The organism is Segatella copri, from assembly GCF_019249765.2.
GTDB lineage: Bacteria > Bacteroidota > Bacteroidia > Bacteroidales > Bacteroidaceae > Prevotella > Prevotella copri_K.
This window is the reverse complement of the sequence record NZ_CP152484.1, coordinates 2,823,669-2,844,803: the sequence shown is the minus strand read 5'-3', so window position 1 is coordinate 2,844,803 and position 21,135 is coordinate 2,823,669. Positions and strand designations below refer to the sequence as shown.

General features: G+C 46.6%; 16 protein-coding genes. 9 read left to right on the top strand and 7 right to left on the bottom strand.

Translation table 11 applies throughout. From position 1 onward, the window contains the following. Positions 1-19 precede the first annotated feature (19 nt). Both KUA46_RS12120 and KUA46_RS12115 read right to left on the bottom strand, forming a co-directional pair. Entirely contained in the window at positions 20-2,086 is a 2,067-nt protein-coding gene (locus KUA46_RS12120) for an AAA domain-containing protein (RefSeq protein WP_218487494.1), read from the bottom strand. 66 nt (positions 2,087-2,152) lie between these two features. Further along, the gene (locus tag KUA46_RS12115; protein ID WP_218487495.1) at positions 2,153-3,022 is read right to left on the bottom strand and encodes a PfkB family carbohydrate kinase; all 870 of its coding nucleotides are present in this window, start codon (positions 3,020-3,022) and stop codon (positions 2,153-2,155) included. 154 nt (positions 3,023-3,176) lie between these two features. On the opposite strand from KUA46_RS12115, the gene KUA46_RS12110 reads away from it, so the two are divergent. Then, on the top strand, positions 3,177-4,835 hold the full coding sequence (locus tag KUA46_RS12110; RefSeq protein WP_218487496.1) for a putative transporter: 1,659 nt from the start codon (positions 3,177-3,179) through the stop codon (positions 4,833-4,835). A 3-nt stretch (positions 4,836-4,838) separates the two neighbouring features. Here the strand turns inward: KUA46_RS12110 and KUA46_RS12105 are convergent, their stop codons facing one another. Next, positions 4,839-6,470: an RluA family pseudouridine synthase gene (locus KUA46_RS12105; protein WP_256625070.1), complete on the bottom strand. Its 1,632-nt coding sequence runs from the start codon at positions 6,468-6,470 to the stop codon at positions 4,839-4,841. A gap of 200 nt (positions 6,471-6,670) precedes the next feature. On the opposite strand from KUA46_RS12105, the gene KUA46_RS12100 reads away from it, so the two are divergent. Further along, entirely contained in the window at positions 6,671-8,734 is a 2,064-nt protein-coding gene (locus KUA46_RS12100; protein ID WP_218487498.1) for a tetratricopeptide repeat protein, read from the top strand. Positions 8,735-8,767: 33 nt separating this feature from the next. Next, positions 8,768-9,607, top strand: a complete 840-nt coding sequence (locus tag KUA46_RS12095; RefSeq protein WP_153139417.1) for a LytR/AlgR family response regulator transcription factor — start codon at positions 8,768-8,770, stop codon at positions 9,605-9,607. Positions 9,608-10,427: 820 nt separating this feature from the next. Here the strand turns inward: KUA46_RS12095 and KUA46_RS12090 are convergent. From KUA46_RS12090 to ilvA, 3 genes are read right to left on the bottom strand one after another with little or no spacing between them, the layout of a single operon-like run. Continuing rightward, the gene (locus tag KUA46_RS12090) at positions 10,428-11,204 is read right to left on the bottom strand and encodes an ABC transporter ATP-binding protein (RefSeq protein ID WP_218487499.1); all 777 of its coding nucleotides are present in this window, start codon (positions 11,202-11,204) and stop codon (positions 10,428-10,430) included. A gap of 53 nt (positions 11,205-11,257) precedes the next feature. After that, positions 11,258-11,632, bottom strand: coding sequence for a RidA family protein (locus tag KUA46_RS12085; protein ID WP_006848032.1), 375 nt, complete (start codon positions 11,630-11,632; stop codon positions 11,258-11,260). 56 nt (positions 11,633-11,688) lie between these two features. Further along, positions 11,689-12,888, bottom strand: coding sequence for a threonine ammonia-lyase (gene ilvA, locus KUA46_RS12080; protein WP_022120251.1), 1,200 nt, complete (start codon positions 12,886-12,888; stop codon positions 11,689-11,691). 156 nt (positions 12,889-13,044) lie between these two features. Here ilvA and KUA46_RS12075 point away from each other — a divergent pair, with 156 nt between their 5' ends. Continuing rightward, positions 13,045-15,006, top strand: coding sequence for a glycoside hydrolase family 97 protein (locus KUA46_RS12075; protein WP_218487500.1), 1,962 nt, complete (start codon positions 13,045-13,047; stop codon positions 15,004-15,006). A gap of 81 nt (positions 15,007-15,087) precedes the next feature. Here the strand turns inward: KUA46_RS12075 and KUA46_RS12070 are convergent, their stop codons facing one another. Next, entirely contained in the window at positions 15,088-15,912 is an 825-nt protein-coding gene (locus KUA46_RS12070) for a Cof-type HAD-IIB family hydrolase (protein WP_218487501.1), read from the bottom strand. A gap of 215 nt (positions 15,913-16,127) precedes the next feature. Between KUA46_RS12070 and KUA46_RS12065 the strand changes: the two genes are divergently transcribed. The 5 genes from KUA46_RS12065 to KUA46_RS12045 all read left to right on the top strand — a co-directional run bounded on the left by KUA46_RS12065 (position 16,128) and on the right by KUA46_RS12045 (position 21,111). Continuing rightward, a complete protein-coding gene (locus tag KUA46_RS12065; protein WP_218487502.1) occupies positions 16,128-18,203 on the top strand; it encodes a glycoside hydrolase family 127 protein in 2,076 nt (691 codons plus the stop codon). Between the two features lie 138 nt (positions 18,204-18,341). Then, the gene (locus tag KUA46_RS12060) at positions 18,342-18,842 is read left to right on the top strand and encodes an RNA polymerase sigma factor (protein WP_218487503.1); all 501 of its coding nucleotides are present in this window, start codon (positions 18,342-18,344) and stop codon (positions 18,840-18,842) included. A 45-nt stretch (positions 18,843-18,887) separates the two neighbouring features. Next, entirely contained in the window at positions 18,888-19,649 is a 762-nt protein-coding gene (locus KUA46_RS12055; RefSeq protein ID WP_217744103.1) for a hypothetical protein, read from the top strand. 27 nt (positions 19,650-19,676) lie between these two features. Then, positions 19,677-20,585 (top strand): hypothetical protein, encoded by a 909-nt coding sequence (locus KUA46_RS12050; RefSeq protein ID WP_218487504.1) that lies wholly within the window; start codon positions 19,677-19,679, stop codon positions 20,583-20,585. Positions 20,586-20,871: 286 nt separating this feature from the next. Then, a complete protein-coding gene (locus tag KUA46_RS12045; RefSeq protein WP_217326899.1) occupies positions 20,872-21,111 on the top strand; it encodes a hypothetical protein in 240 nt (79 codons plus the stop codon). Positions 21,112-21,135: the final 24 nt, after the last annotated feature.

Genomic DNA, 21,135 nt, shown 5'->3' with positions numbered 1-21,135 from the left:
AAATAGTCTTTATTTTATTTTATTCGTTATTGTTGATTGCCTCCACATACTCCCACAGTTTCTTGTAGAAAGGATGCTTCGTCATCGTGTCCTTGTTGCCCAGGATGATGAGTTTCATTCGGGCTCTCGTTATCGCCACGTTCATGCGGCGGAGGTCTTTCAGAAATCCGATCTGTCCCTCGTCGTTGGAACGTACCAGGGAGATGAGAATTACGTCTCTTTCCTGCCCCTGGAAACCATCTACCGTATTTACGCTGATCAGGCGGCGGTAAGGCTTGAAGAACTCATATTTCTTGATGAGTTTCTTGAGATATTGTACCTGGGCACGGTAAGGCGAAATGATGCCTACATCGATTCTTTCCTCCAAAACGCGCTGTTTGCCTATCTTGGTGAAGTATTCCGCCAGGGTGAGCAGGGTAAGCTCGGCTTCTGCCTTGTTGATGCGCCCGAAACTCTCGCCCACAAACTGCTCCTTGAAGTTCAAATCAGAATTCTGATTGGCTGCAGATACAGAAGATGCTGTGGAAGCAGAATCCTCAGGAGCATCTTCTCCTTCTATCGTTATCTGATTCTCCTCGTTTGAAGTATCAATCCACGTTATCGGATGGTCATAATCCAATACGCTCCGGTATTTGATCTGAGGCGCACTCTCCACCTTGCCCCCGTAGAACCAGTCGCTGGAGAATCGCATGATTTCGTCGTTCATGCGGTATTGGATTTTCAGCAGGGTTACCACCTCCGGCTTGTTTTCGGCGATGCGCTCCATCAGGGTCTTGCCCAGTCCGGCTCTTAATGCCGCAATACTCTTTACGGTAGGTGGCAGCTGACAATGGTCGCCCGCCAGAATCACCCGGCTGGCTCTCTTCATCGGAATCCAGCAGGCAGCTTCCAAAGCCTGGGCAGCCTCGTCGATAAAGAGGGTACCGAACTTCATGCCTTCCAGCAGATGATGGGCTGAGCCTACCAGGGTACAGGCGATGACACGCGCCTCGCCAAAGAGTTCTGCGTTGATGCGGAGTTCTATTTCGGCAGCACGGCTCTTCAGCCTGTCCATCTTCTGATGATAGTTCTCGCTTCCTTTCTTCCTGTTCTTTCTTAATTCCCTGATTGCCTTGCGGATTGCCCAAAGCTGAGGGTAATCAGCATGGCTCTCAAAGCGGCGCTCGTAGGTGAAGCCCAGCATCTTGTCGTTCACGCGGGTCGGGTTTCCGATACGGAGCACGTTGATGCCTCTATCCACCAGTTTTTCTGATATCCAGTCTACCGCCATATTGCTCTGTGCACACACCAGCACCTGGCTCTCACGCATCAGGGTTTCGTTGATGGCTTCCACCAGGGTTGTAGTCTTTCCGGTTCCCGGAGGTCCGTGAACGATGGCCACATCCTTCGCCCAAAGCACCTCGTTTACAGCCCTTTCCTGGGTAGGATTGAGCCAAGGGAACTTCATCGGTTCGAAGGAGAATCTTCCTGCCTTCTGATGGGAATAGAATAAATCGCGGAGATAAGCCAGACGGTTGTTCTTCGCCTTCATTACGCGGTCCAGGGCCTCGAACATCAGTTTGTAGCTGGTTTCGTCAAAGGATAGCTGTACGCCGATAGGATCGGTTGACTGCTGAAGTTCGAGCAGAGGGGCAGAATCGGGTACGGTAACCACCATTCTGTCGCCATCTACATAACTCACGGTTCCGGTGAAGGAGAAATATTTAATACTTTGACCTTTGAGATTTGAATTTTGAACTTTATGATTAGCGTCTGAAGCGTTTTCTGGCTGCTGAAGGGCTGTGTTGCCCTGGTTCTCATTCTTGCCCATCTTCTTGACCATAAAGAACATGACGGGGCGACCGAACTCAAAATTGTGCTCGATATCCTGGTCAGAGGTTCGGAAAACCTCTATGGCTGTCTGGTTCAGCGAATTATAAAAGCTCTTTCCCACCTGTAGCGGGAACCAGGCATCACCTCGTTTCACCTTCCGCTGCATGCCCATCTGTTCGGTAAGCTTGCGGAAGGCTTCTTTCTCGGTATAATACTCCAGCTGGAGCAGGGTGCGTTGCTGCAATAATGCCTGAATTGGTGAAATCTGTTCCATAATTGGATGCAAAGTTACACCAATTCAGGCAAAAATAAGAAGATAATAGGATAAATTATCTAAAATTTATTTCATGATGCGTTCTACGTCCTGGATGCTGCGGTTGAATGGTCCGTTGTGCTCCAGTTTGATGGTACACATGGCTGCCGCAAACTTACCGGCTTCTACCGGATTGGCTCCCTGCAGGCGCTTGTAGAGATAGCCTGCCGAATAGGTATCGCCGCATCCGGTAGCATCTACTACTTCATGAGGAGGATAGGCTGGAATGTCGTAGAACGTATCATCTACATAAACCAGAGAGCCCTCGCTACCCAGGGTGATGATAACCTCGGCTACGCCCCAGGCATGAATCAGCTTGGCGGCTTCCTTCGGTTCCTTCAGTCCGGTAATGGTCTCCATTTCGGTCTCATTCACCTTCAGATAATAGGTGTTCTTGAGCACATCAAGCTTGTCCTGCCAGTCGATGGCGTAAACTTTCTCGTCTCTCACCTCGCGCAGATATCCCTGCACATCGATGGAAACTTTTCCCTTCTTGGCAAGAAAGGCAACCACTTCTGGCGAGAAATCATCGCTCAGCAGACTGCCCAGATGGAAGACCTTGGCCTCTACATGCTCCAGCTGCTGGATGGTGAAAGGATCTGCCTTGGCAAGCACACGCTGCTTACGGTCGTTAGGATTATCGCCATAAATATTCTCGAAGAAAACCGTATTGCGCGATGGGTTCAAGGTGACGTCTATTCCAGCCTTGAGCATCTTTTCAACCGGTTCCTTCTCGGTAGGATCCATCGCCGTAATGAGCGAGAAACTTACATCCTTTGGCAATTGGTTGATGGCGTAGGCAAAATAAAAAGAGGTGCCGCCAGCCATGTAAACCGTACTGCTCGGGGTCACGATTTTATCCTTTGTTACGTGCCCAATACAACAAATATCTTTCATTTTTATTACATTTTGCGGATGCAAAGGTACTGCAAATCGAGAATAATACAAAAAAAAATGGGAATTATTTTGTTTTGTTCGCATTTTAATGTACCTTTGCATCGAGAAAAAGCAATTTTTTTAATATTATCTAGAATAGATATAAAGAAACATTATGTGGTTTGATAATTTAATCAACGTGCATTCGGCGGTGCAAGGCATCGTCATCCTATCTTTGATTTGTACTTTGGGTCTTGCCCTCGGCAAGATTCATGTCAAAGGAATCTCCCTTGGCATAGCCTTCGTATTCTTCGTGGGTATTATAGCGGGTCATCTAGGGATCTCTATTGACCAGAACATGCTGGAGTTTGCAGAAAGCTTCGGCCTTACCATGTTTGTGTATGTGCTGGGTCTTTATGTGGGTCCTAACTTCTTCGGTTCGATGCGTCACGAAGGCATTTCACTCAATCTCTGGAGTCTGGCAGTCATCCTGGTGGGAACCTTGTTCTCGCTCAGCTTGTGCTGGATTTTGCCAATCAGTCTGCCTGATATGATGGGCATCCTGTGTGGCGCCACAACCAATACGCCTGCCCTTGGTGCTGCCCAGCAGGCGTTGCAGCAGTTGGGGTTGCCTAGCGAAGGTGCGGCTCTGGGCTGTGCCGTTACTTATCCGTTGGGTGTTGTGGGCGTTATCCTGGCGATGATGCTCTTGCGCAAACTCTTTGTGAAACCGGAAGATCTGGAGATTCGCAATAATGATGATGACGACCATACGTCTATCGGACAATACGTAATCGTGAATCCTGCCCTGAACGGCAATACCATAGCAGAGATTACGATGATGACGCATCGCAAGTTCATCATCTCCCGTGTGTGGAGAGGCGAACAGGTGATAGTTCCTCAGGCTGATACGGTTCTTCATACGAATGATAATGTGCTCGTGGTTACCAATAAGGACGAGGTCTCGGCGATGCAGATTCTCTTCGGAAAGAAGGTGGATAAGGAGTGGAATAATGATAAGGTAGACTGGAATGCGATTGATGCGAAGGTTGAAAGCCGCATTATCGTTGTTACCCGTCCGGGACTGAACGGCAAGCGCCTGGGCAGTCTGCAGATGCGAAATTCCTATGGCGTGAATGTGAGCCGAGTGCTTCGTGGTGATATCCGTCTGCTTGCTACAGATGACCTCCGTCTGCAGTACGGCGACCGACTGACGGTAGTTGGCGACCCTACGAGTATCGACCATGTAGAGCAGTTTCTGGGTAATGCCGTAAAGACCCTGAACGAGCCGAACCTCGGCGCTATCTTCCTCGGAATCATTCTCGGTCTAGCCGTAGGAACCGTTCCTCTGGATATTCCTGGAATGACGGCTCCTGTGCGTCTGGGTATTGCCGGTGGTCCTATCGTGATGGGTATTCTGATTGGTGCGCTGGGGCCTCGTGTGCATTTCATCTCTTACATGACGCGAAGTGCGGGTCTGATGCTGCGAGAACTGGGTCTTGCCCTCTATCTCGGTTGCCTGGGATTGGCGGCTGGTGGACAGTTCTTCGAGACGGTAGTCCGTCCGGAAGGTTTGATGTGGGTAGGCATCGGTTTCCTTATCACGGTTGTGCCTGTGGTTATCGTAGGTCTCATCATCCTGAAGACCAAGAAGTATGACTTCGGCAGTATCTGCGGAATCCTCTGTGGAAGTATGGCGAATCCGATGGCGCTTACTTACGCCAACGAGACGCTGGATGGCGATACGCCAAGTATCAGTTATGCTACGGTTTATCCGCTCGGCATGTTTATCAGAGTGGTGATAGCTCAGGTTATCGTGATGTTCTTTGTATAAACTTTAGAAATCAGCCTTTCTTGTTATAGTCATCTTCTTTCCCGTCATCGGGTGCTCAAATGTGATTTCCTCTGCATGAAGATGCAGTCTTGTTGCCGGCTCGTTGCCGTAGAGCGGATCGCCGATGATAGGGGCATTCAGACCTTCCTGATGAGCACAATGCACTCTCAGCTGGTGCGTTCTGCCCGTTTTAGGATAGAGCGCCAGGCGAAGATGGGTATCGTCAATACGCTCTAGAACCTCGTATTCTGTAATGGCTTCCTTGCCCTGTTCGCGGTTTACAATCTGGCGTGGACGGTCTAGAAAATCTGCTATCAGGGGGAGCGAGATGTAACCTCTTCTGCCTTCAGCTTCTTTCAGAATCCGGTTGCACGATTCCTTGTCTTTTCCGCAAACGATGGCTACGTATTTCTTCTGAACCCGATGATTCAGAAACTTCTTCTGCAGGCGATGATAGGCAAACTCGGTCTTGGCAATAATCATCAGTCCGCTTGTTGCCATGTCCAGACGATGGACGATGAGCGGACCGGTAGCTTCCTGATATTTCCTGCGCATCAGAGCGTAGAGGGAAGGCTGGGCTGCATCTTTCCCCGGAACCGAAAGTAAACCTTCGGGCTTATAGATGACAGCCAGTTCACGGTCTTCGTAGAGCGTTTCCACCTTATTATATATAGTAGTTTCGGTCTGTTGGGTTTCAAAGACTGTTTTAGGCAGCATCCAATGTAGTATCGGTTTGCATTTTCCGTTGCAGGCAGGATAAAACTGAAGATGATGTCTGATTTCTTCTTTCGGACTCTCTCCCCACCAGAACATCGCCATCTGCAGAGGCTTGTAGCCATACTGGTAAGCGTATTGCAGGAGTTTCGGCTCGCAGCATTCTCCACTTCCGGCAGGTGGAATCTTAACCGCCTCGTCCTTGAAAATCTCCAGCAGGTCCTTGGTTTCTCCTTCCGCATTCAGCATCTGAAATTTCGAAAACAGCCATTCCTGAAGTTCTTCAGATAACTGTTTGCGGAGCTGTTTTGCACTATTCAAATCCTTTTCGTAGTTTTCATATAGCGTTTCGTACGCCGTCTTTTCGTTTATCGACTTTTTCAGCCTCTTCAGTTCTGCCTTCATAAACTGGCTCTCTTTTATCATCGCTTTCTCCTCTTCCTCGCTCAGGGGCGTTCCTGCTGAAAGGGCTTCCTGGCGCCTTGCATCTCGCTTTTCCTTTGCTTCTTTTATCTTTGTCTGATAGTTTGCGATAACTTCCTGGCGCTTTTGCTGCAAATCATCAATCAGGCTTTTCGCCTTTATCAGGGTTTCGTTGGCTTCAAACTGTCTGATTTGCTGGTTCATTTCCGAAATCTCAGCCTCATGTACCTTGAAATATCCGTCGGGTTGAAGATAATCGAAAACGGCTGGCACAAAACCTTCCCAATCGCTTCTGCCGCCAATCTGTCCGCTGTACGCTCTCAGATAGCCAATCTTACCGTTACCGGTTTCTACGATAAGTACGCCGAACATCTTTCCACGGTCAATTTCCTCTCGCCAGTCGTTTCGCTGTGAGAGTTCAGCCTGCAGCTCCTTGCATGCTTCGATGCAGAGCGGATGAGGTTCGTAGCTGAATGGATTGTTCATCCTTTCAGGCATATTATTTAGTTCTATATTTTTGAATAAATGCATTTCCATGCTACAAAGATACACATTTAAACGCGTTTTAGTTCATATTTTATATAAAAAATGAGTTTTTCAGTTATTTTTTTGTCTATTTGGATTTTTTGTTGTACTTTCGCAACTGAAACATAAATTCATTTAAATAGTCTATCATGGTAAGTGTATATAGAAAGATAATGACGATGCAGATTAAGAACGGACTGTGCCTTCTGTGGCTATTCGTTCTGCTGCTGCTGTTTGCCGCTTGTTCTCATCGGCAGAAGGATGATGAGTTGTGGCATAAAGATATCGATGAATTTGTGTCCGGTCACCAATCTCTCATGCAGAGTTATCCTGATTCGATGATCATGCTGATAAGAAATTTCAAATGTGAAGGTAATCCCGATAAAAGCGATCAATGGAAAAAATTATTAATAGCTAAATGTTATTATATGAAGGGGGCTGATGCCCAATGCCAGTCGTTGATAGATTCGGTTAACGCTTATTGCAAACAAACTCCTGACAACAGAATTCTTTCTTATGCTGATAATCTGCAAGGCATACTTTTGCTGGTTTCCGGCAAGAGGAAGGAGGCTTTGAATTATTATGAGAAAGCTTATCATGAAATCATGAACCTTGACAGTTGCGGCGAGGCGATTGATGTATGTATCAATATTGCCGATGCGTCAAGACAGATGGGTAAGCTGGCGGATGCTTCTTCCTGGTATCGCCGTGCCTATTTCCTGGCAGATTCTCTGAATCAGCATGAAGCCCAGAACAGTATTCTCTCAGGACTGGGACAGGTTTATAATGATTTGCAGAACTATCAGCTGGCGCATCATTATTTCCAGAAGGCTGAACGCCTGTATCCGCCAAAGAATCCGAAAGATGTTCATTTCTTTTACAACAGTTGGGGAAATGTGTACAGCAGTCAGGAAAAACCGGCTGAGGCTCTGAAATGCTTTCTGAAGGCTCAAAAGGCTACACAGCAGATGGAACAGCCCCTGGCGACGGCTATTGTTGATGCTAATCTCGGACAGACTTATCTGGAGCTCAACCGGTTGGATTCTGCACAGAAATATCTGACTCTTACCACGAAATTCTTCTTTGCCCAGCCCTCCATGCAGAGCGATGTGCAATTCTATGTGGATGGATTGAATGCATCTCTGGCTCTGAAGCAGGATAGTCTGGCGAAGGCTACTGAGATTTTGAACAAGCCATACAATCTCTCCAAGATGTCGCCTAATTATCTTTACCTTTATCATAAGGGACTGGCGGCTCTTTGTGAGCGCAAGGGACAATATGCCAAGGCTCTGCAATATCAGAAACTGATGAATCAGTACGACGATTCGCTCCGTAACGCTACGATGGTTTCGAATGTTCAGGAGAATGAATTGAGATTCAAGCAGGATACGGCCATCGTTCGCCGTGATTTATCCCTTAGCACCACGCAAGCAGAGGTAAGATCCTTTAGAGTCATCCTGCTCCTGATTATCGGCTTGCTGGTAATGAGCGTGTTGGCTCTCATCGCTTTCCTCCGTTACAAATGGTTGCGCAGCAAGCATCAGCATCATGAGGAGATGAACCGGATGATGGCTCTGAAGATGGAGAATGTGCGCAATCGTTTCTCGCCTCATTTTGTATTTAATGTGCTCAATATCTTCGTATCTAATCTTCCGAAGGGGGTTAATGTCAAACCGCTTCAGCTCCTGATACAGGTACTGCGTGCCTACTTGCTTTCTTGCGATAAGATGGCGGTAAGTTTGGAAGAGGAACTGCAGATGGTGACGAGCTATTCTACTCTTCGCCATGAAACCAATCCGTTCCTTCCGATGCCTCAGTTCCATGTTGCCAAGGATGTGGATATGAAGCTTATGCTGCCGTCTATGATTATCCAGATTCCTGTAGAGAATGCCTTGAAACATGCTTTTGTGGGAATGGAAGAGACGGAAGATAAGCCTTTGCTGGATGTAAATATCTGGGTTGAGGACGATATGCTCCGCATAGATGTTACAGACAACGGATGTGGAGTTTCGGGTACCGTTGGCAAGAAAAAGAAAAATTGTGCTGCCAGTACGGGAACCGGATTGAGAATTCTGAACAGTACCATCGAAATGCTTAATGCAAGCAACGAACGCAAGATGTTTTTCAAGATGCAGAGCAACAGAGGAGCATCAGAAGAGGAGGGTGGTACCAGGAATAGAGGAATATGTGTAAGTATCGGAGTTCCATGTAATTACGATTATAATGTCTTTAAGTAAGAAACTTTTCATAAGAATTTAAAACGAAATAACATGCAAGATAGAATTAAGGTTGTGATTGTGGACGATGAACCACAGAGCATCCACAGGTTGCAGGATGATTTGGCAACTCTGGAAGATTTTGAGGTGATTGCCACATCCTCTTCGGCGGTATCGGCAAAGAATCTGGTGATGAGCATACAGCCCGATGTGCTGTTCATCGATGTCGAAATGCCTGGACAGACGGGTTTTGAGGTGTTGCAATCTCTGAGAGATGAAATTCCGATGGAACTTATCGTAGTATTTTACAGCGCCTTCGATAAGTATATGATTGATGCGCTCAGAGCCTCTGCCTTCGATTTCCTGTTGAAACCTTATCAGCAGGATGAGTTTGAACTGGTGGTAGACCGAATCCGGCAGAAAATGAAAGATGGAGATGATGTGGATGAAGATGCTTCTTTCGTTCCAGAGTCCTCTTCCTGTTCTTCTGAATCAGTCTTGGCTTCTCAGAAGGCTCAGGATTTTTCGGGAATGAATGGGATGCTGGGAACAGCAGCCAAGCGTCTTGCCATTCAGACCATTTCGGGTTTATTGATGTTGAAGCCCGATGATGTGTTCAGTTGCACTTTTGATGAGGCTACTCATCTTTGGCAGTTGAAGTTGTCGAATGGGCAGGTTTATAAATTGAAGAGGCAGACCACGGCAAAGACCATCCTTTCCATGTCGCCTTCTCTGGCTCAGGTTCGTCAGGATTGCATCATCAATCTCGATTATCTTCTCTGCATCGAGAATTATACGCTCCGCTGCATCTTTTCTCCTCCTTTCGACCATGAGGAAATCACGGTTTCCCGCCGCTGCTATAAAGCGGTAAAGGATCAGTTGGAGATATTGTAGGAATCGGAAAAAAAAAGAGGGTGTGCAAGATATAGTCTTTGCACGCCCTCTTCTAGCTCTGGTTTATAGCAGGGGTGTCATATAGAGTGGCAGATATACTATCCCATCTTTTTCCGCTAAGTCTGAGGTGTGAATGACGTAAGGAGTCGATAGGTAATTCGTCGTGCCCCATCAATGAGTAATGCGTTCTGCCCATTATCGTCTGATTTCCATCTTAATAATTGATTATAGATCTTACGTCTCATAACTTCTTGGTATTCTTGTTGTTGTACGTATCCTAGCTTTCAAAGTGCTAGATTTTACACGTTTCCTCTTTTCAAATCTTTAAACGTTTGATAATGAGGTAATTATCTCTTCTGTATAGCGTGATGGATATTCCCGTTTTCGGAGTATCTGTCACGCTATTTAAGTATCTGTATATTAGTGTATTAATGTGCGTGGTGTATGTAAATCGTGATGGATGATAGATAATTATCTAAAACTTATTCACGAATATGGCTGCGTTGGGTTACGAATATGGCTGCGCTGGGTTACGAATATGGCTGCGTTGGGTTACGAATATGGCTGCGTTAGGTTACAAATATGGCTGCGCTGGGTTACGAATATGACTGCGCTGGGTTACGAATATGACTGCATCGGGTTACAGATATGGCTGTGTAGGCTAACGGAGCCGTATCCGTAGGCTTACCGAGACGTCTGCATCAACTAACTGAGACGTCTGAACTCGCTGACTGAGCTACTTGAGTTAGCAAACTGAGCCACTTGAGAATTTTTCTTCATGTGCTTGCGTGCAACCATAGAAAAAATCAATTACGAAAACTCATTTGATTTCGATGCGGAGGGAATCCTGGTTGAATCGGATGCCGTCACGATTGATGAATCTGGATAAGGAACCATCGGCAGCCAACTCTTTAGAAGTGCCGATAGAGAAACGGCTTTCTTCCATCAGCCAGAGACGGTCGGAGAGCTGGAGCGCCAACTCTACATCATGGGTTGACAGTAATATGGATTTATGCTGTTCGTGCGCCAGATGGCGGAGCATCTGGAGAGTTTCTATCTTGCTGGGGAAATCGAGGAAGGCGGTTGGCTCGTCCAGGATGATGATGCGGGTTTGCTGCGCCAAGGCTTTGGCTATCATTACCTTCTGACGTTCACCATCGCTCAGTTCGCTGATGTTTCTTTGAGCCAAATGCAGAATGCCGGCTTCCTGAAGAGCTGCGGCAACAATCTGTTTGTCGCCAGCAGATAATGTGCCCCAGAAACCGGTATAGGGAGAACGGCCTATACCAACAATCTCTTCTGCAGAGAGCTGGGCATGGTCTGTCTTCGATGTGAGAACGATGCTGATTTCTCTGGCGAGTTCCTGGGCAGAGAAATCGGAAAGAGATTTGTCCTGAATCAGGATTTCGCCATCAAGTGCTGGCTGAAATCCGGCTAAAGTTCTGAGTAAGGTAGATTTGCCCACTCCGTTGGCTCCGATGAGACAGGTCAGTTCACCGGCTTGGAGCGAGGCATGAACAGGTGAGGCTATCGCCCGGAGCTGGTGCTTCGAACGATAGCCTATAATCAGATTCTTTAATGTAATGCTTGATACCATCTAAAGAATATTTTCACCTAGAAACTTTACTTCCTGATAGAAAAAAGGAAGAATTACTTGGCTGCCAAAACCTCAACCTCTACGAGGGCACCCTTTGGCAACTTCTCTACAGCTACGGCAGAACGGGCTGGATATGGCTGGCTGAAGAACTCGGCATAAACCTCGTTCATGGCTGCGAAATCGTCCATGCTGTTCAGATAAACTGTAGTCTTAACCACATGAGAAAGGTCTGTTCCGGCTGCCTTCAGGATGTTTTGGGCGTTGGTGAGGCTCTGACGAGTCTGCTCCTTGATGCCACCTTCTACGAAATTACCTGTTGCAGGGTCGATAGGAATCTGACCAGATGCAAATACAAAACCATTTACTTCGATAGCCTGGCTATATGGACCGATAGCTGCAGGCGCATTGTCTGTGTGAATTGCGTTCATAATCTAATTTATAATTTATAATTTACAATGTATAATTCAACATTCAACACTTAACATTAAACAATCCAGAGGTGGAATCCCTTTGATTCCAAAGCCTCCTTGATTTCTTTTACGTGTTCCTCGTCGCGAGTCTCCATGGTGAGGCGGAGCACGCAGGCATTCACCTTGTTGCGGTTGGCAGAACGGTCGTGGTGAACACCGGTGATATTACCGCCCAATCCGGCGATGACAGAGCATACCTCTACCAATTCTCCCGGTTTGTCATCCAGCTCCATCTCGATGGTACAGAGACGGCCGCTCTTGGCAAGACCACGGGTGATGACACGGTTCAGTATGGTTACGTCGATATTACCGCCGCTTACCACGCAGATGGTTTTCTTGCCCTTCACCGGAACCTTGTTGTACATCACGGCAGCCACGCTGGCTGCACCGGCACCTTCGGCTACCATCTTCTCACTCTCTATGAGTTTCAGGATGGCTGCACAAATCTCATCCTCGCTCACGGTTACGATTTCGTCAACATAGTTGGAGCAGGTTTCAAAAGTAATCTTGCCCGGTTCCTTTACGGCAATACCATCGGCTACGGTCGCTACAGAAGGCAACTTCTCCTGTTTGTGATCGTGCAGACTCTGGACCATACTTGCTGCTCCTTCTGCCTGAACGCCATATACCTTGACGTTAGGATTCAGCGACTTGATGGCAAAGGCTACACCAGAGATAAGTCCGCCGCCACCTACAGGAACGACGACAGCTTCTACATCTGGCAACTGGTCGAGAATCTCCAGACCGATGGTGCCCTGCCCGGCGATGACATTCTCATCATCGAAAGGATGAACGAAGGTGTAGCCATGCTCATCTCTCAGTTCCAGCGCCTTCTGGTAGGCATCATCGTAAACGCCAGGTACCAGACAGACTTCAGCACCCAGTCGCTTGGTTGCTTCTACCTTAGAGATAGGAGCACCCTCTGGCAGACAGATAAGACTCTTCACTCCCATGGCGGTGGCACCGAGAGCTACACCCTGTGCATGGTTGCCCGCAGAACAGGCTATCACACCCTTCGCCTTTTCTTCATCGGTGAGTTGTGAAATCTTATAGTAAGCACCACGAATCTTGAACGAACCGGTCTTTTGTAGGCACTCTGGTTTCAAATAAACATCACTCTCTGGGTTGATTCTTGGCGTGTGAACCAGCTCAGTCTTTCTTATTACCTTGCTCAGCACGAAGCGAGCCTTATAGAAATTGTCAAGTTGTAACATAACTGCTGATATGTGTATAGTTTATTTCGTGCAAAGTTACTATTATTTGAAGAAAGTACAAAATAATTCGGTTTAATTTTTGTTTATTCGATAATATTGCTTAACTTTGCGGCATAAAAACATAGTAACAAATAAACTAATTACTTTTATCTGGAAATGAAGAAAAACGTTTTAGCAGTAGCGCTGGCATTGATGGCGAGCATCGGTGCATACGCAGAGAAGAATACTGTCAGTTCTCCTGATGGTAAGTTGAATGTCGTGGTAGAAGACCGCGATGGTAAACTCTATTATTCCATCGACTATGCAGGCAAGCGAATGATGGAGGAATCACAGCTCGGACTCCTTGCCAATGTAGGCGATTTCAGTCAGGGCTTGACCTATCAGGGCAAGAATGAGATAAAGGTGGAGAAGAGCTATGACCTCCGCACCGCCAAGGTTTCGCATGTAGATTATCATGCCAACCAGCTCAACGTGACATACATCAACGGCAAGAAGCAGCCAATGACGGTTACCTTCAATGTAAGCAACAACGATGTGGCTTTCCGTTATACTTTTGATCAACTGAAGGCACAGCATCTCATCGTAAACGAGGAGAAGACAGCCTTCAATCTGCCGAAGGTAACCACCACCTACCTCTGTCCACAGTCGGATCCGCTCATCGGTTTTGCCCGAACCAAACCAAGTTATGAAGAAGATTATAAGGTGGATCAGCCTCTTACAGCCAAGTCGGGTTATGGTCATGGCTATACTTTCCCTTGCCTCTTCAAGGTAGGCGGCGATGGCTGGGTTTTGGTCAGCGAGACGGGTACTCATGGCAACTATCCGGGTTGTCACATCAGCGATTATGATGCTGTTAAGGGTTATCAGATCGCCTTCCCAATGGAGAAGGAGGCAGATGGCATCGGTTCTACATCGGGCGCCTTCATCCTTCCGGGTTCCACTCCATGGCGCACCATTACCGTGGGTTCTGATTTGAAGCCTCTGGTAGAGACCACCATTCCATACGATGTAGTAGAGCCAAGATTCGAGGCTTCCCAGAAATACGGAACAGGCAAGTATACCTGGAGCTGGCTCATCTGGCAGGATGAATCCTGCAACTATAACGACCAGAAGCAGTTCATCGACCTGGCTGCTACCATGGGATATGAATATGTGCTGGTTGATGCGCTCTGGGATACCCAGATTGGTAGAGACAAGATAGCAGAGTTGAGCAAGTATGCGCAGAGCAAGAATGTGAGTCTGATGCTCTGGTATAATTCCAATGGTGTGGCAAACGATGCACCTCAGGGACCTCGTGGCATCATGGATAACATCGTGGCCCGCAAGAAGGAGATGGCCTGGATGAAAAGTATCGGCATCAAGGGTATCAAGGTAGATTTCTTTGGTGGCGACAAGCAGCATACCATGCAGCAGTATGAAGACATCCTGAGCGATGCCAACGATTATGGCATTCAGGTTATCTTCCATGGCTGCACCCTGCCAAGAGGTTGGGAGCGCATGTATCCTAACTATGTATCGAGCGAGGCTGTACTGGCTTCGGAGAATGTATTCTTCTCTGAGTATCATGCCAAGCAGGAGGCTTTCGAACTGACCATGCATCCATTCTGCCGCAACGCCGTGGCTGCGATGGATTGGGGTGGTACCATCATGAACAAGTATCTCTCCAAGGATAACAAGAGTCGTCATCGCCGTTATACTACTGATGTTTTCGAGATGGCTTCGGCTATCATGAACCAGGCTGCTATCCAATGTATCGCCATCTATCCGAACAATCTCTCTGAACTTCCTCAGCACGAAATTGATTTCCTGAAGAGCGTTCCTACTACCTGGGATGAGACCAAGTTCATCGCCGGTTATCCTGGAAAATATGCCGTTGTTGCCCGTCGCCATGGTGATAAATGGTATGTGGCTGGTTTGAACGGAACCGACCAGGTGATGAAGCTCACCCTGAATCTGCCAATGCTTGCCGGCAAGAGCGTTACCTATTATCATGAAACTGCCAGCAAGGACAAGAAGGCTCTCTGGCCTGTTTCTCAGATGAAGACCGTAAAGGTGGATAAGAAGGGAAACCTGAAGGTGGAAATGCAGCCTAAGGGTGGACTGATTGTTGAAAGGTAAAAGGGTAAAAAAGTAAAAAGGTAAAAAGCCTAGCGGGGTATAATCTCCCTAGTTTCTTTTTACCTTTTTACCTTTTTACTTTTAAAAATCCTTTTTACTGAAATGTTCCAAAGCAGCAGCTACGCCATCTTCTTCATTGGACAGCGTGATGTAGTCGGCTTCGGCTCTAACCTCTGGTGCTGCATTCTGCATGGCTACACCCATGCCTGCCAGTTTCAGCATGCTCAGGTCGTTGTAGCCATCTCCGAAAGCAATCATATCGGCTGGGGTGAGATTGATTTTCGACAGAAGGCGGAGCAGGGACTTTGCCTTGTCGATGCCTTTAGGAACCAGTTCCAGGAAGAATGGGGCTGAACGGAAGATGTCCATCCTGTCGCCCAGAATCTCTGAAAGTTCGTTTTCTGCCTTGAGCATATCTGCCGGGTCGCCTGTCATGAGGAGCTTGGTAGGGTGAGGCTCCAGGGCTTCGAACAGGTTTTCTACCTTTCGGATGTTCATCTTGTTGATACGCGATTCTTCCTTCACATACGGGTCGTCGGGCATCTCGGTGATAATCTCGTTGCCGGCATATCCCAGCAGGGCATGGTTCTTCTCCTTCGCGTACCTATATAATATAGGTATCACCTCATCAGGCAGGAACTGGGCGAAGAGTTTTTCGCCAGTCTTGGCATTCACGATGTTGCCGCCATTATAAGATAGGATGTATCCGCCTCGTTTATCCAGTTCCAGACATTCCGCCACCGGTTCGATGCCGTAGGTCGGTCTGCCTGAAGCAAGGATGATAACAACACCCTCGGCTTCTGCCTGGAGCAGCGCTTCGCGGGTTTTCGGGGTAACCACCTTGTCGTGGTTGGTCAGGGTGCCATCCAGATCAAGGGCGATGGCACGGTATGGAAGATGATTCATATTTGATATATTATTGTATTTCTAATTTGACTGCAAAGGTAAGATAAAAAAACGATTGTAACAAAAAAAAGAGTTAAATATGATATAAATATAGGTGTTTGACTGATAATTACCTGCTTTTTTATTGTTTATTATACACTATAGTCGGAAAGTTTTCTTATCTTTGCAACCGAAATAACAAACAATAATATAAAATTAATAAAACCTATTTGAAAATGAAGAGATTAATTTCAGCAGTATTGCTTTCGGCAGCCGTAGTTGTGCCAACCATGGCGAAGAATGCAAAGACATTGGGCAATGGTTATCCATTTACTCAAGTACCATTCACCAGTGTGAAAATTTCACAGAATACTTTCTGGGGTGCCCGTCTGAAGGCTGCCCGAGAAGTAACCGTGCCATTGGCTTTCAGCAAGTGTGAGAGCGAGCACCGTTACAAGAACTTCGATATGGCTGCCTATACCTTGCAGCATCCTAACCACCCGGGCTTGGATACCAAGGAGTGGGATGTGAGCAAGTTCATGGGCTTCTCTTTCGATGATACCGATGTTTATAAGACCATCGAAGGTGCCAGCTACATCCTCCAGACTTATCCGAACAAGAAGTTGAAGGCTTACATCGACAGCGTGCTCGATGTGGTAGCTGCGGCACAGGAGCCAGATGGCTATCTCTATACCGCCCGTACCATCAACCCAAAGCATCCACACCAGTGGTCGGGAAATAAACGTTGGGTCAAGGATGAGGAGGCGAGCCACGAGCTTTACAACCTCGGTCACATGGTAGATGCAGCCTGCGCTCACTATCAGGCTACCGGAAGCACCAAGTTCCTGAATATCGCCAAGCGCTATGCCGATTGTGTGGTAAAGGAAGTGGGACCTAAACCAGGACAGACTACCATCGTTCCGGGACATCAGATTGCAGAGATGGCTTTGGCTCGTCTCTATACCCTGACCGGTGAGAAGAAGTATCTGGATGAGGCTAAGTATCTGCTCGACTATCGTGGCAAGACCCATATCCGCAACCCATATTCTCAGAGCCAGGCTCCTATCCTGGAGCAGAAAGAGGCGGTAGGTCATGCTGTTCGTGCCGGCTATATGTATGCCGGTATTGCCGATGTGGCTGCCCTGACCAAGGATTCTGCCTATATGAAGGTCATCGACCGTATTTTCGAGAACATCGTTGGCAAGAAGTACTATCTTACGGGTGGTGTAGGTGCCCGTCATGCCGGTGAAGCTTTCGGCGAGAACTATGAGTTGCCAAACATGACTGCCTACAACGAAACCTGTGCAGCCATCTCTATGGTTTACCTCTTCGAACGTATGTTCCTGCTTCACGGCGAGAGCAAGTATATCGACTGCATGGAGCGTACCTTATATAATGGTGTAATATCAGGTATGAGTATGGATGGTGGTCGTTTCTTCTATCCAAACCCATTGTCTAGCGATGGCAAGTATGCCTTCAATGCAGATAACAACACAACCCGCCAGCCATGGTTCGGATGTGCCTGCTGCCCAAGTAACTTGTGCCGCTTCATCCCTTCTGTTCCTGGCTATCTCTATGGCGTGAAGGATAACAATATCTATGTTAACCTCTTTGCCGGCAATACATCTACCATCAAGGTGAATGGTAAGGATGTGGTTTTGGAGGAGACTACCGAGTATCCTTGGAACGGCGATATCAAGATTGCTGTGAAGAAGAGCGGTGTAAAGAATGCCAACCTCCTGGTTCGTATTCCTGGATGGGTTCGCAACCAGGTAGTACCTAGCGATCTTTACAAGTATAGCGATGCCGAGAAGCCTGCTTATAGCGTAACCGTGAATGGCAAAGTTGTAGAGGCTGACCTCGATGCCAACAAGGGTTATCTCCCTGTCAAGAATATCAAGAAGGGCGATGTGATCCGCATCCATTTCGATATGCCAATCCGTACAGTGGTTGCTAATGGCAAGGTAGCAGATGATAAGGGTAAGGTTGCCGTAGAGCGTGGACCATTGGTATATTGCGCTGAGGCTGTGGATAACGATAACGAGCCTGTACTCCGCACCATCATGGCTAAGAAGCCGTCTTTCTCGCTGGTAGATAACTACAGCATTGAGAACAAGGAGACCAAGGGTGCTCCTGCCTTCAAAGTCAAGGCAATTTCTACACCTGCTCATATCTTGGACCAAAAGAAGGAAGGTGTCATTTCTGTCAAGGTTCAGAACCTCACCCTGATCCCTTACTATGCCTGGAATCATCGTGGTGCCAACCAGATGAATGTCTGGTTCTATCAGGGCTTGTCGTTTATGGATAAGTAATAAATAGTTTTTAAAATCAAGAAAGCTTGGCAATGACGTTTGCCAGGCTTTCTTGTTAATATAAGTTAATCTCGTTAAGAAAAACACTTCTTTTCCGTTTATGTTGTAGTTTTGAATAAATAAAGCAAAAGAGAGCTAATGACAGAGAATGAATTCATCCATATCGTTCCGCAGTTGCGGCAGATAACCTTGCAGATCAGTCAAGGTTATGGTGTTGGCTGCGATGAGGCTGAGGATATCGCACAGGATGCGATGCTCAAGCTCTGGGCCATCAAGGATGATATTCAGTCTGCTGCTCATGCCAAAGGTTCGATGGGTTGCATCGCCAAGCATCTTTGCATCGACTTCTTTCGCAAGCGGAAGATGATTTCGATAGATGCCCAGCCTTTCGATAAGTCGCCTAGCCACTATGCGCTGCCCGATGTGGAAGTGGAAAACTCGGAGAACGAGCTGTGGCTGCAAAAACGCCTCAAGGCTCTGCCCTCCAACCAATATCAGGTGCTTTATCTGCGACAGGTAGAGAAGAAAAGCTTTGAGGAAATAGCGCAAATCGTGGGCATCACCCCTGAATCTGTATCTGTCTTGCTTTCGAGGGCAAGAAAGCAGATGTTGCAGGAAATCAGAAAAAGATGTCGATAGCCCTTATATATAAATAGGTATAATCAATAAAGGAGGAAACTGGATATGAACGAAAAAGAAAAGGACATACGACTGTTGCTCGACCGATTTATGGCTGGTGAGACTTCTCTGGAAGAGGAGGCTCTGATAGGGGAGTGGTTTCGTAAGCATCCCGATCTGAGCGATGACTTGAAGGAATATCAGATGATGTTTGGATATTTCGATGAAGGGATGCCCCTCGACTATGAGGCAGAGAATCATGTAGAAGATGCTCATCCGAAGATTAAGGCACGAATGCGTCGCCTATGGTTGCCGATAGGTATGGCTGCATCCATCGCCCTGCTCTTTGTGATTGCCATTCCTCGGATAGGTCAACAGACAGGGCATCAGGACGATTCGAAGATGGCTCAACTCGATGGCAGAACGACTCAGGAGGATGTTGATTCTGCTGTTGTCCACGAGGAGAAATCGACAGATGCCAATCTTTCCATGCCTGAAAAGATAAAAAAATCGGGTGATTCCGTATCTCCCAAGACAAGGGAGCACAGGCAGAGGCAATATCGTCAGCATCTGTTTGCTCCTACTCCTCCAAAGCTTTGGATAGCTCAGAATATTGCTACCGATTCTTTGTTGGCAGAGCCGGAAAAGCTTGCTGATGCGCATCTCCGGGAGATGGAGACACAGCAGAACGAAATGTTCTTCAAACTCTATCTCGTCGATGCTCTTCAGACCCAGTCGCTCAATGCCGAAATTGCCAGTGCCTCGTTCGAAAGCGAGGAGAATGTGCATGATGAGGACTATGTGAGTGGTGACCAAGAGGTTTATTAAAAAGAAACAATTAAAAAGAAGAAGAATATGAAAACAACTTTTAAATTAGCATTTGTGGCTTGCCTGATGATGCTCTCTTCGGCTTGCCATGCTCAGGAGCCTATACCGGCTATCGACCAGGCTTTTGATGTATTCGCACAGGATTTGTTGAAAGGCGACTTTGTTACTTCTTCCTCTATGAATACCTATAATATTGGTATGATGAAGGGATTTGAGTTCGCTATTCCTGAGAGAAAGCAGAAAATGGTGGATACCTTTCAAAAGGCTTTATTGAGCAATAGTCGCCTCGCTTATATTAGTTTTACCAAGAAAGCGGGCTCTCTCAGTCTTGAAACGAATCGGGTGGGGTATGGCAAGGATAATTCCATGACTTACGAGTTTGGTACTCACAAAGACCGCAACTATAACCTGCAGTATTTCCGCGACAGCAAGGATTCTACCATGCGATATGTTTATGCCTTGGTATGGTATCAGGGAATGGATCGTTCGGTAAAGGGCAGTGTATATAAGTTCTACTCCAAGGATCCGCAAACCTATAAGAAGCCATTATCTTATAAGATGAATGCTGTTCAAGGTTTGGATTCTCTTGTTTCTCTAGGCAACATCAGGTATAACAAAAATCTGGTTCGCAGTTATGACTTGGAGATGACTCCGCCAAAGGATGCTGCAGAGTTTATAATGCAACTCAACACGCTCCGTGCTGCCTTTAAGAATGCCAGAGACCAATACCCTTATTTTGGAAATCAGGTGACTCGGCGTACCCTCCAGACGGGCATTGCCAACAAAATAGTCAAGCTTTGTAAGGGATACGGCAAGTTGCTGAATGCTGACGAGAAGAATTTCTTCGCCAATTCGCTGAATAAGATGAAGAAGGATACAGACGATGATTATCTGCAGAGCCTTCTGGAACTGACTTCCAATTCTTTGAGGAAGTAGTCTGCTCTGGGTGGATAAACTGAGGAAAATGTGAAACTCTCTCTCTTAAAATACCGCTTAAAAGTGATATTTTGCATGTGTTTAAGGGCGGGCTACCTGTTAGCTTTCTTTTGAACACATGTTTTTTTAAAAGACAGAATCATTACAAATACGCCTTTCCGGTTTAATATGAGTTAAAATGTCAAGACTGGAATTTAAAAAATATTAAATATAATAAAGAAAAGTATTACTATGATTATTTGTTAAGTATATTTGCAACGTATTAGATTTTAATTAAATTATTGTTATGGAATTAGAAAAATTAGACAATTTGAATTTGGGAAAAGAGAACTTTTCACAAGAGGATATTGAAGATATCCTTGGTGGTGTAACAGAGTATGACAATTATGGCATACCTGACATTTCATGTGCAGGTGGAAGTGGTTCTTGCAAAGAAAGTTGTAGAGATGGATGCAAAGACACCCAGAAAAAAGGTAGTAGTTGTAGTGAAGGTTGCATAAGAGGTTGCAAGGAATCAAATAAGTAAAGAAAGCCAAAGGACTGCTGATTA

Bases quoted from the DNA above. Each gene is read 5' to 3' on its own strand.
- KUA46_RS12120 (WP_218487494.1), bottom strand. From the start codon at position 2,086: ATGGAACAGATTTCACCAATTCAGGCATTATTGCAGCAACGCACCCTG.
- KUA46_RS12115 (WP_218487495.1), bottom strand. From the start codon at position 3,022: ATGAAAGATATTTGTTGTATTGGGCACGTAACAAAGGATAAAATCGTG.
- KUA46_RS12110 (WP_218487496.1), top strand. From the start codon at position 3,177: ATGTGGTTTGATAATTTAATCAACGTGCATTCGGCGGTGCAAGGCATC.
- KUA46_RS12105 (WP_256625070.1), bottom strand. From the start codon at position 6,470: ATGCCTGAAAGGATGAACAATCCATTCAGCTACGAACCTCATCCGCTC.
- KUA46_RS12100 (WP_218487498.1), top strand. From the start codon at position 6,671: ATGACGATGCAGATTAAGAACGGACTGTGCCTTCTGTGGCTATTCGTT.
- KUA46_RS12095 (WP_153139417.1), top strand. From the start codon at position 8,768: ATGCAAGATAGAATTAAGGTTGTGATTGTGGACGATGAACCACAGAGC.
- KUA46_RS12090 (WP_218487499.1), bottom strand. From the start codon at position 11,204: ATGGTATCAAGCATTACATTAAAGAATCTGATTATAGGCTATCGTTCG.
- KUA46_RS12085 (WP_006848032.1), bottom strand. From the start codon at position 11,632: ATGAACGCAATTCACACAGACAATGCGCCTGCAGCTATCGGTCCATAT.
- ilvA (WP_022120251.1), bottom strand. From the start codon at position 12,888: ATGTTACAACTTGACAATTTCTATAAGGCTCGCTTCGTGCTGAGCAAG.
- KUA46_RS12075 (WP_218487500.1), top strand. From the start codon at position 13,045: ATGAAGAAAAACGTTTTAGCAGTAGCGCTGGCATTGATGGCGAGCATC.
- KUA46_RS12070 (WP_218487501.1), bottom strand. From the start codon at position 15,912: ATGAATCATCTTCCATACCGTGCCATCGCCCTTGATCTGGATGGCACC.
- KUA46_RS12065 (WP_218487502.1), top strand. From the start codon at position 16,128: ATGAAGAGATTAATTTCAGCAGTATTGCTTTCGGCAGCCGTAGTTGTG.
- KUA46_RS12060 (WP_218487503.1), top strand. From the start codon at position 18,342: ATGACAGAGAATGAATTCATCCATATCGTTCCGCAGTTGCGGCAGATA.
- KUA46_RS12055 (WP_217744103.1), top strand. From the start codon at position 18,888: ATGAACGAAAAAGAAAAGGACATACGACTGTTGCTCGACCGATTTATG.
- KUA46_RS12050 (WP_218487504.1), top strand. From the start codon at position 19,677: ATGAAAACAACTTTTAAATTAGCATTTGTGGCTTGCCTGATGATGCTC.
- KUA46_RS12045 (WP_217326899.1), top strand. From the start codon at position 20,872: ATGGAATTAGAAAAATTAGACAATTTGAATTTGGGAAAAGAGAACTTT.